This window comes from Streptomyces sp. NPDC086077, from assembly GCF_040686175.1.
Classification (GTDB): Bacteria; Actinomycetota; Actinomycetes; order Streptomycetales; family Streptomycetaceae; genus Streptomyces.
The window spans coordinates 22,247-28,554 of sequence record NZ_JBFBJT010000097.1 but is presented as its reverse complement, the minus strand read 5'-3'; the positions used below and the strand labels follow the sequence as shown (position 1 = coordinate 28,554).

At 71.0% G+C, this 6,308-nt stretch carries 4 protein-coding genes and 1 pseudogene; 3 read left to right on the top strand and 2 right to left on the bottom strand.

All coding sequences use genetic code 11. From position 1 onward, the window contains the following. The 3 genes and pseudogenes from AB0O67_RS25255 to AB0O67_RS25245 all read left to right on the top strand — a co-directional run. Positions 1-1,162, top strand: a pseudogene (locus tag AB0O67_RS25255) (export associated protein); the annotation flags it as partial. Positions 1,163-1,393: 231 nt separating this feature from the next. Then, on the top strand, positions 1,394-2,392 hold the full coding sequence (locus AB0O67_RS25250) for a TerC family protein (protein WP_365454127.1): 999 nt from the start codon (positions 1,394-1,396) through the stop codon (positions 2,390-2,392). Between the two features lie 185 nt (positions 2,393-2,577). Then, positions 2,578-3,678, top strand: coding sequence for an ionic transporter y4hA (locus AB0O67_RS25245; protein ID WP_365454124.1), 1,101 nt, complete (start codon positions 2,578-2,580; stop codon positions 3,676-3,678). 145 nt (positions 3,679-3,823) lie between these two features. Here AB0O67_RS25245 and AB0O67_RS25240 read toward each other — a convergent pair whose 3' ends face one another. Continuing rightward, a complete protein-coding gene (locus tag AB0O67_RS25240) occupies positions 3,824-5,113 on the bottom strand; it encodes an MFS transporter (protein ID WP_365454121.1) in 1,290 nt (429 codons plus the stop codon). A 95-nt stretch (positions 5,114-5,208) separates the two neighbouring features. After that, a complete protein-coding gene (locus AB0O67_RS25235) occupies positions 5,209-6,255 on the bottom strand; it encodes a S66 peptidase family protein (RefSeq protein ID WP_365454118.1) in 1,047 nt (348 codons plus the stop codon). Positions 6,256-6,308: the final 53 nt, after the last annotated feature.

The window sequence follows — 6,308 nt, the reverse complement described above, 5'->3', positions numbered from 1 at the left end:
GGCCGCGCCCCCCGCGGCGCCCGGTCAGCCCGCCCGGCCCGTCGCGGGCGACGCGACCGGCTGGTCCATGGACGAGCGGCTCTACAACCAGGTGTGGGGCATGTTCGAGGACCTGGCCCGCACCGCCGCCGCGTACCGCAGCGCCGTCGACTTCGCCGAGTCGCGCATGGACAAGGAGCTGGAGGCGGTCCTGTCCGACCCGCGCTGCCGGATCGGGGGACAGGCCGACGCCGCGCGTGAGGCGGCCCGCGCCCGGCACAGCCGGCTCGTCGACGAGGCCCGGCAGGCCTTCGACCGTGACGTCGCCCAGCTGACCACCGAGACCGACGTCGTCGAGCCCGCGCTGCCCCCGGCCTACGCCCGCTGGGACAACCCCGTCTGGCACGGGTACCGCGTGCCGATGGAGATGCCCATGGCCCTGCGGCTGGGGGACCTGTATCTGCCGGAGTCCGCCGAGCTGCGCGTCCCGATGCTGGTCCGGCTGCCGCTGGAGCGCGGTCTGTGGATCGACAGCGGACGTGCCGGTTCGTCCGACGGCATGTTCCACGACGCGCACGACCTGCGTCGTCTGGCGATGGAGTCGGCGGTGGCGCATGTGGCGCGGCTGCTCGCCGTGCATCCGGCGGGGGAGTTCACGGTGTACGTCATCGACCCCGCGGGATCGGGCGCGCAGACGCTGGTCCCGCTGGTGCAGAGCGGGGTGCTCGCGGCGCCGCCCGCGGTCGGTGCCGCGGGGGTCGCGGACGTCCTGGGCACGCTCACCCAGCGGGTCGACCTGGTGCAGATGGCGGTGCGCGGCGGTGTGCCCGACGCCCTGCCGCCGGGCTTCGACACCTCCCAGAACCTGGTGGTGGTCAACGACTTCCCGCACGGCTTCGACGACCGGGCCGTCACCCAGCTGCGCTATCTGGCCGACGAGGGCCCGGCAGTCGGCGTCCATCTGATGATGGTCGCGGACCGGGAGGACGCCACCGCCTACGGGCCGCTGCTCGACCCGCTGTGGCGCTCGCTGCTGCGATTGACCCCGGTGCCCGACGACCACCTCGCCGACCCGTGGGTGGGCCATGCCTGGACGTACGAGCCGTCGCTGGTGCCGCCGGGGAGCCGGGTGCTCCAGCAGGTGCTCGACCGGGTCGCCGCCGCCCGCACCAAGCATCGGTAAAGCTCATGTGACCAGGGGACTTGGCCTTCGCTTTGCCAAACGCTTTACCTTCCCTTGGTGATTGGGGTACTGTCTTCCGTGCGGAGGGGAGTACTCCCTGACTACTGCGACGTACCCGTCAATACGGATCAGGCCAGATCCCGGGGCGTCGGCCCACTTCTGGGTGGAAGAGACCTCCGGCAGCGACGACGCTGACCTGACTGTTCGCCGTTATGTACTGCCGGAGGCGCAGTGGATGTTTCCGTGACCCTATGGGTCCTGACCGTCGTCGGACTGGCCGCACTCATCGCGGTCGACTTCTTCATCGGGCGCAAGCCCCACGACGTATCCATCAAGGAAGCCGGGATCTGGACGGGCGTCTGGATCGCCCTGGCCGGGCTCTTCGGCCTCGGCCTGCTCCTCTTCGGCGGGGGACAGCCCGCTGGTGAGTTCTTCGCCGGATTCATCACCGAGAAGTCGCTGAGCGTCGACAACCTCTTCGTCTTCGTCCTGATCATGGCGAAGTTCGCCGTGCCCTCGCAGTACCAGCAGCGGGTGCTGCTCGTCGGTGTGCTCATCGCCCTGGTGCTGCGCGCGATCTTCATCGCCGCGGGTGCCGCTATCATCGCCAGCTTCTCGTGGGTGTTCTACCTCTTCGGCGCCTTCCTGATCTGGACCGCCTGGAAGCTGATCCAGGAGGCCCGGGCCGACACGGAGGACGAGGAGTACGAGGAGAACAAGCTCCTCAAGGCCGCCGAGCGCCGCTTCGGTGTGGCCGACCGCTACCACGGCACGAAGCTGTGGATCCAGGAGAACGGCAAGCGGGTCATGACCCCGATGCTGGTCGTGATGCTGGCCATCGGCACCACGGACGTCCTGTTCGCGCTCGACTCCATCCCGGCGATCTTCGGCCTCACGCAGGACCCGTACATCGTCTTCACCGCGAACGCCTTCGCGCTGATGGGCCTCAGGCAGCTGTACTTCCTGATCGGCGGCCTGCTGAGGAAGCTGGTCCACCTGTCGTACGGCCTGTCGGTCATCCTCGGCTTCATCGGCGTCAAGCTGGTGCTGCACGCCCTGCACGAGTCCGGGGTCCACGTCCCCGAGATCAGCATCCCGGTCTCGCTCGGCGTGATCTGCTCCGTCCTGGTCGTCACCACGATCACCAGCCTGATGGCCTCGCGGAAGCAGGCGGCGGCCGAGGCGCAGGAGCGCGGCGAAGGTGCGTCGAAGGACAGCATCGACGTCTGACCGCGCGGACGCGTGGCGACAACCACCGGGAGCGGTGCTCGGCGAATCGCCGGGCACCGCTCCCGCGGTTTCGAGTTCGACTCGCCTGTGGACGCCATGACGGCGACGTACCGGCGTCGTACGACTGCCGTTGACGTGCTCCCCACCGGAATGCGAGGTCCGAACCGGTCTGGGACGATCACCGCATGACCGCTCGGCTCACGTCACTCGCCCGTGGGTGGACGTTCGTGGTGCCGGTGCTCGCGGCGGTCCTCCTTGTCTTCACCTGGGGCCGGGACGTGCCGGCCGCGGTCACCGCGCTGATGACGGTTGTGCTCGCGGGCGCGGTCCTCGCCGCCGTGCACCACGCCGAAGTGGTCGCCTACCGGGTCGGCGAACCCTTCGGCTCGCTGATCCTCGCCGTCGCGGTCACGGTGATCGAAGTGGCGCTGATCGTCGCCCTCATGGCGGACGGCGGTGACAAGAGTGCCTCCCTGGCCAGGGACACGGTGTTCGCCGCGGTGATGATCACCTGCAACGGCATCGTCGGCCTGAGCCTCCTCGTGGCCTCGCTGCGCCACCGCACGGCCGTCTTCAACCCCGAGGGGACCGGCGCCGCCCTTGCGACCGTCGCCACGCTGGCCACGCTCAGCCTTGTGCTGCCGACGTTCACGACCAGCAAGCCCGGCCCGCAGTTCTCGGGTGTGCAGCTCACCTTCGCCGCGGTGTCCTCGCTGATCCTCTACGGCCTGTTCGTGGCGACCCAGACCATCAGGCACCGGGACTATTTCCTCCCCATCACCCGCCAGGGAGAGGTGATCACCGGGGACGACCATGCCGCCGCGCCGTCCAGCCGCTCGGCCTGGATCAGCCTCGGACTGCTGGTGCTCGCCCTGGTCGGGGTGGTCGGCCTGGCGAAGGGTGTGTCGCCGACGATCGAGTCGGGAGTGGCGGCCGCGGGCATGGACCACGCCGTCGTCGGTGTGGTCATCGCGCTGCTGGTGCTGCTGCCCGAGACCATCGCCGCGTTGCGCGCCGCCCGCCGCGACCGGGTGCAGACCAGTCTCAACCTCGCGCTCGGTTCCGCCATGGCCAGCATCGGCCTGACGATCCCCGCCGTGGCCCTGGCGTCCATCTGGCTCTCCGGACCGCTCATCCTCGGCCTCGGCTCCACCCACATGGTGCTGCTCGCGCTGACCGTCGTGGTCGCCTCCCTGACGGTTGTGCCCGGGCGGGCCACACCGTTGCAGGGGGGCGTCCACCTGGTGATCCTGGCGGCGTATCTGGAGCTGGCGGTCAACCCGTAGGAGCCGCTCTCCGGGGCGGTCAGGCAGGACGCAGGCGCCGGGCCGCGCACAGAGGAGACCCCCGGCCGTAGGCCGCGCGCCGCCATCAGCCCCGTGCCGCCATCAACCCCGTGCCGCCATCAGCCCCGCGCCGCTCCCGCCCCCGTCAGCCCGCCGCCGCCTCTGCCTCCGCGCCCGCCTTGGTCTTCCGTGCCCCCGTCGGCCGGGTCTCCGGAAGCAGCGCGAAGCAGCCGAGGCTGAGCAGCGCGATGGCGGTGAGGTAGGCGCCGACGCCCCACGGCACCCGACCGCCCTGTTCGGCCAGTGCCGTCGCCGCGATCGGGGTCAGCGCGCCTCCGAGGACTCCGCCGAGGTTGTAGCCGACGGCGGCGCCCGTGCAGCGCACCCGGGGCTCGTACAGCTCCGGCAGGTACGCGGCGATCACCCCGAACATCGTGACGAACGCGAGCAGCGCGACCAGGAAACCGAGGAAGATCAGCCGCGGCGCGCCGGTCGCGAGCAGGGCGACCATCGGGAACATCCACAGGACGGCCGCCGTACAACCGATCAGGCACAGGGGCCGCCGCCCGTAGCGGTCGCCGAGCACCGCCGCCAGCGGCGTCAGTGCGCCCTTCATCACCACCGCGGCCATGATGCAGGTCAGCATGACGGTACGGCTCACCCCGAGCCGTTCCGTCGCGTACGCCAGCGACCAGGTCGTCACGGCGTAGAAGATCGCGTAGCCCACGGCGAGTGATCCGGCGGTCAGCAGCACCAGCCGCCAGTGGTCGCGCACGACCTCGGCGAGCGGCACGCGCGCGTAGTCGTCGATCTCCAGGAAGCTGGGGCTCTCGGTGAGGGACGAGCGCAGCCACAGCCCCACCAGGGCCAGCACCCCGGCGGCCCAGAACGGCACCCGCCAGCCCCACGCTGCGAACTGGGCGTCGGTCAGCGTCGCCGACAGCGTCAGCACCGCCCCGTTCGCCAGCACGAAACCGACCGGCGGCCCCATCTGCGGAAAGCTCGACCACAGTCCACGCCGGTCGGCCGGCGCGTGCTCGGCGGTCAGCAGCACGGCCCCGCCCCACTCGCCGCCAAGCCCGAGCCCCTGCACGAACCGCAGGACGAGCAGCAGCAGGGGAGCGGCCACACCGATCGAGTCGTACGTCGGTACGCAGCCGACGGCGACCGTCGACGCCCCCGTGATCAGCAGCGAGCCGACGAGGACGGGCCGCCGTCCGTGCCGGTCCCCGATGTGCCCGAACAGCACGGAGCCCAGGGGCCGCGCCACGAAGCCCACACCGAAGGTGGCGAAGGCGGCCAGTGTTCCCGCCAGCGGGGAGAACGTCGGGAAGAACAGCGGCCCGAGGACCAGTGCCGCGGCGGTCCCGTAGACGAAGAAGTCGTAGAACTCGATGGCCGTCCCGGCGAGCGAGGCGGCCGCGAGCCGCAGCATGGAAGGCGCCCTCACGGAGCGTACGTCTTGCATGTCGCGTCAACTACCCACCGTGACGACCGGTTACGGGGGCGCGCGGTGGTGCGGAGCGTGCCTCAGTAGGTGACGGTGATGCGCCGGGCGGGGCCGTCGACGCGGATGAGGCCCCCGTAGGGGATGACGAGTTGGGGGTCCGTGTGGCCGAGGTCCACGTCGAGGACGACCAGGGTCTCGGGGGCGTACGCCCGCAGCGCCCTCAGTACGGCCTCACGCTGCTCGGCGGCGTAGCGCGCGCCCTCCTCGGGGCTGTTGGGGCGGTCGAAGGACCATGTCTTGGGGCGGCCCATGAGCAGCGCGGGGAAGCGCCGGAGGAGACCGCGCTCGCCCATGTTCCTGAGGGTGCGGAAGACCTCCTCGGCGCTCGGCATGTCCTCGGAGGTCTCCAGGAAGAGCACCCCGCCGTCGTACTCCGCCAGGTCGGGCGCGATCTCGCGGTCGGCCATCAGCAGCCAGCCGAGGACCTCCAGGCAGCCGCCCCAGCCGCGGCCCTCCACGACGCGATCGGCGTTGACCCAGGTCCAGCCGTCGCCGGGCCGGGTCTCGGGTTCGGCTTCGAAGGTCGCCGGATCCGCCCAGTCACGGCTGACGTCACGCCAGCGCTCGGCGGGCCGCAGTTCGTACGGGCCGGACGTGAACAGCGCCGCGCGCAGCGACTCGGCGGTCTGGGGGTGCAGGGAGCCCGGACGGCCCAGCTCGCACATCACGGTCGCCCCGTGATAGCCGACGATGCCGCAGTTGCGCAGGAAGGCGAGAAGGTTGGTGTTGTCGCTCATGCCGAAGAAGGGCTTCGGATCGGTCTGGATCAACTCCCGGTCCAGCAGCGGCAGGACGGTGATCTGGTCGTCGCCGCCGATCGAGGCGATCACCGCCCTGATGTCCGGGTCGGCGAACGCGGCGTGGATGTCGGCGGCCCGTTCCTGGGGCGTCGAGCCCATCCTCCGGGTCGCCGGGTACTCCACCGGTTCGAGGCCGTACTCCTTGCGCAGCCGCTCCAGCCCCAGCTCGTGAGGGAGCGGGAAGAGACCGGGCAGGCCGGAGGAGGGAGATATCACGGCGATCCGGTCGCCGGGCGACGGCTTCGGGGGGTACGCGGGTGTGGTCATGCGGGGAGGCTACGAGGGGCCGGCTGCCGGCGCACCGTGATAAACCGGGTCGG

What these genes read in the sequence shown, in the direction of transcription:
- AB0O67_RS25245 (WP_365454124.1), top strand. Translation starts at nt 2,578, where the DNA reads ATGACCGCTCGGCTCACGTCACTCGCCCGTGGGTGGACGTTCGTGGTG.
- AB0O67_RS25240 (WP_365454121.1), bottom strand. Translation starts at nt 5,113, where the DNA reads ATGCTGCGGCTCGCGGCCGCCTCGCTCGCCGGGACGGCCATCGAGTTC.
- AB0O67_RS25235 (WP_365454118.1), bottom strand. Translation starts at nt 6,255, where the DNA reads ATGACCACACCCGCGTACCCCCCGAAGCCGTCGCCCGGCGACCGGATC.